The following is a 3,742-nucleotide window of genomic DNA, read 5'->3' on the forward strand; positions in this document are numbered from 1 at the left end:
AGCGGTGACCTGTTCAACCTCGACTGGTGGCAGTTCGCCACCGGCAGCACTCCCGCCACGTCCTACCGCGTCACCTGCCCCGCACCCAGGAGGCGGCGGCCTGCGCCTGACCATGCCGTCGTCCGGAGAAGTTGACCTTGACGGCGCGCGTTATGAGTGGTTTCGCCTTCATTGCGAGGACGGGCCGCTCCAGACTCTGTTCGTCTATAGGCATCGTCGTTTGCGTGGGTTGCTGTAAGTGTTGATGTCATCGGCTGCCGGACATCGAAATATTTCGCCTGACAGGGCGGTGATGCTGTTGGGGGTGGGGCTTTGGCCTACGGGTCTTGCGTCGGAAGACGCAGCATTTCAGACGTGGACCGGTAAGATGGAGCGAGAGCACGGATTTGCAGGCGTCCTTCCTGCGGACGCGGGTGGTAAAGGGTGGCGTCTCCGTTCGCCTTCAGTTCGGGCGTTCGAGGTGATCAGTGCAGCCGAATGGCGTCTTTTCCTACGTGTGATTGTGCAGTCTGGCGGTGACATTGTAGATGTCGCCAGGGCTATCCGTGCTAATGGGGGGCTGGTCAGCATATTCAGGCTGCTGCGGCGTTGCGTCAGGAGTTTGGCTTAGCGATCTCCGAAGCGCTTATAGTTGTTGGCTGGGCTGAGGGGACTGTTGACGACGATGAGTCTCTTGCGCGCCTTCGGGTCGAAGTTCAAACCCCGCTAAGGGCTGCCGACGCGAACCCGATGCCCGGTCGTGATGGTCAATCCGAGCCGGCTCGGCCCCCGTTTACCCCCCGAAAACCCCGGCCCAAGGATGTCGGTCAGTAACAACTAATGACTAGCGCTTGGCCGTGTTTGTGCAGCTCAGTGGCGGCTTGCGGCAAGCGATGACAAGTTCGATTTGGCTACGTTCCGTAACAAGGGGTCGTCGGTTCGAATCCGGCCGTCCCGACACTTGCTAAGGAACCCGTTGACCAGGACGTATGCCCTGGTCAACGGGTTCTAATTCATTCTGCCTCAGTAGGGCATTGCTGATCTAGACGGCGCGTAGCTGGGGACCACTTGGGGACCGGCGTGCCTTCAAGTGCGCGCTGAGCGCCGTTCCCGCGTCGGTGATCGACTGCCGGTCGGGGTGCAGGTAGCGCTGTGTCGTGGTCAGCGACCCGTGGCCGGCAATCTTGCGGAGCACGTGCACCGGCACCCCGGCGTCGGCCATCCAGGTCAGGCCGGTGTGTCGCAGGTCGTGTCGGCGTAGGTGTTCGTAGCCCAGCTTCGTGACCACCTCATCCCAGTGCGTGGCGTCGCGCAGTACGGCGGTGCTGATCCGTCCGCCGCGCGGCCCGGTGAACAGTCGAGAATGCGGCTCGGTGACGGAGTCCAGGCGGCGGGCCACGATCGGTCGCACCTCTTCGATCAGCGGGACCACGCGGGCGCGCTTTCCTTTGGTGCCCTTGTCGATCAGGCCACCGGGTCCCGGTGTGGTCTGTCGGCGTACCGTCCACATCCACGTTTCCCGGTTGATGTCCTCGGCCCGGACGCCGGACACTTCGCCGATGCGCGCTGCCGTGCACGCGGCGAAGATCGTGACGTCACCCCATCCGGGGAAGCCGCTCGCGGACCGTTCGACCAGGGCGGCGGCAAGCCCTGTCAGGGCTTCCCAGTGCGGCAGCGCCAGCGTGCGTGGGTCGTCCAACTCGTCTTCTGCCCGTTGGTACTCGCGCTGCCATCCGGTGACTTGGGCGGGGTTCCGCGAGATGATGCCGTCGCGTACGGCCTGTTGCATGACCCGGACCAGCACGGCGAGGCTGTTCTTGACCGTGGAGCGGCTGCACTCGTCGGCGATCCATCCGTGCACGGCCCGGTCAACCGCGCCGTTGGTGATCATTCGGACCGGGATGTGTCCGAGAGCGGGCACGACCCGCTTTCGCCATCCGGCGAGGTACGGGTCGAGGGTCTTGCGTTCCAATCCTCGGAGTGCCAGCGTCATCACGCTTTCCCCGTACTCGGCCAGTCGTTTCGTCGCGGCGAGCGGGTCGACGCCACCCCGTGCCGTGTTGACGATTTCATCGATCCACGCTTTCGCCTCTTCGGGCGTGGCTACCGACGTGGACTTGGACAACCGGCGCTTGGTCGATGGGTCGATCCACCGAACGCGCGCCCGGTAGGGATGCGCGCGGCCGGGGCGGAACTCCACATCGGTAGCGAGCTGCACGCCGATCGGTGGTTGCTGTGGGGTTGCCATCAAGCCGCCTTCGGGTAGACCCGGCGAGCGGAAAGCCACCGCTCGACGTCGGCCGTCACGTACTTGACGACGCGGTCGGAGATCTGGATGAACGGCGGGCCCTGCAAGGGCGGGACCGTACGCCACCGTCGGATGGTCGACGGGTCGACGTCGAGCAGCTCGGCAAGCTCCTCGGTGGACATGAACGGCTTGGACGAGAGCCGGATGGTGTCGTCTACCTCTGGCGCGGCGGGCATCTCTGGTGAGGCGTTTTGCGTCACGAGTCGCACGGTGGGTGCCTTTCGGTCGGCGGCTTGCGAAGGGGGAGCAGGAGGTATCCGCGCAGATGGGCGCAGAACGGCCCGCTGAGGGCGTCGTGGGGCCGCGATCCGGTGTTGCCCGGTGTACCGGGTGGACCGGTGCGGCTGAGGGCTTCTCAGCGGGCCGTTCTGAGGGGGCAGGGTTCCCGGGGCTGCCGGTTGGGGCTGTTTCGGGTAGCCGGGGTACGCGTACCACCCGTACCAGGGTCGTTTTCCCTGGTCAGGGTTGGTACGGGTTGAATCGCGGTACGGGTTAACGCGTACCGGGGGCGGTGGTGAGGGTGCGTCGTGGTACGGATCGATCCGTAACAGGGACGTGACCCGTACCGGGGATGACCTGCGGAATCGAGGTTGGTACGGGTGGTACCGATACCCCCGTGGAAGGGGTTTCGGGTGTGGGGCAGTAGCGCTGCCACGCGTCGGCGAACGCGGTCCGGTTGTAGCCCTTGGCCTGGCCGACGGGGAAGCGGATCGTCTCCGACTTGACGCCGAACTCGCGGAGCAGGTCGCCGAGTCTCTTGCCGGTGAGTCCGTTGGGGCCGCTGTCGGCCCAGGGTGCCTCAGGGTCGCCGTTGAGGGCGGCGAGCAGGTCGGCGGTAGGTGCGGCGGGCGGGTCGCCGAGGGTGGCGAACGCGGCGCGGATGTCGGCGAGGAGCCGGACGCGTTGGGAGACGTTGCCGGCGTCGTCGGCTTCGGCGGTCAGGACGGTGACGGCCTGGCGGGCGCGTGTCGGCCAGGTGCCCCCGGCGAGATCGGCGACGGCCACGAGGGGTTCCCAGGTGTCGGCGGCCCGGTCCTCTACCGGCATGGGCGGTTCCGCGGCTTCGAGGGTGGCGAGGTTCGCGCGGAGCCATCCGGCCAGTTGTTGGGCGACGGTTCGGAGGGCGGGGCCGTCGCGGCGGTGTCGGTAGGGGGCGACCTGCTCGCCGGGGGCGCGGCGGCGCATGCGGATGACGACGGCGCGGTCTTCGATGGTGTCGGGCATCGCGCCGATGCCGGCGAGGGCGGCCATGGCGAAGGTGGGGATCTTCTCCAGGCTTTGGGTGTTGTTGTCCCAGCGGATCGCGGGCCGGTTGCGCTGGTGACCGGCGTTGAGCAGTCCGCGTAGGTCCTCGTTCGCGTCGGCGTTCTTCCCACCGAACAGGGTGTCGGCCTCATCCACGAGCAGCGTCGGGGGTTGGCCGGTGCCGATGGCCCGGTAGACGGCGGCAGGGCT

3 protein-coding genes are annotated in these 3,742 nt (G+C 66.7%); all 3 read right to left on the reverse strand.

What is annotated here, in order from left to right; genetic code table 11:
• Positions 1-1,021 precede the first annotated feature (1,021 nt).
• Positions 1,022-2,227, reverse strand: a complete 1,206-nt coding sequence (locus tag ACVMYR_RS32985) for a tyrosine-type recombinase/integrase (protein ID WP_457123685.1) — start codon at positions 2,225-2,227, stop codon at positions 1,022-1,024.
• Positions 2,227-2,463, reverse strand: coding sequence for a helix-turn-helix transcriptional regulator (locus tag ACVMYR_RS32990; RefSeq protein ID WP_377587915.1), 237 nt, complete (start codon positions 2,461-2,463; stop codon positions 2,227-2,229). Before ACVMYR_RS32990 ends, ACVMYR_RS32985 begins: the two co-directional genes overlap by 1 nt.
• A 316-nt stretch (positions 2,464-2,779) precedes the next feature.
• Positions 2,780-3,742 (reverse strand): DUF3631 domain-containing protein (locus tag ACVMYR_RS32995; RefSeq protein ID WP_457123686.1); only part of this gene is annotated, 963 nt, incomplete at its 5' end.

This window comes from Micromonospora sp. PTRAS2, from assembly GCF_054052245.1.

What these genes read in the sequence shown, in the direction of transcription:
- ACVMYR_RS32985 (WP_457123685.1), bottom strand. Translation starts at nt 2,227, where the DNA reads ATGGCAACCCCACAGCAACCACCGATCGGCGTGCAGCTCGCTACCGAT.
- ACVMYR_RS32990 (WP_377587915.1), bottom strand. Translation starts at nt 2,463, where the DNA reads ATGCCCGCCGCGCCAGAGGTAGACGACACCATCCGGCTCTCGTCCAAG.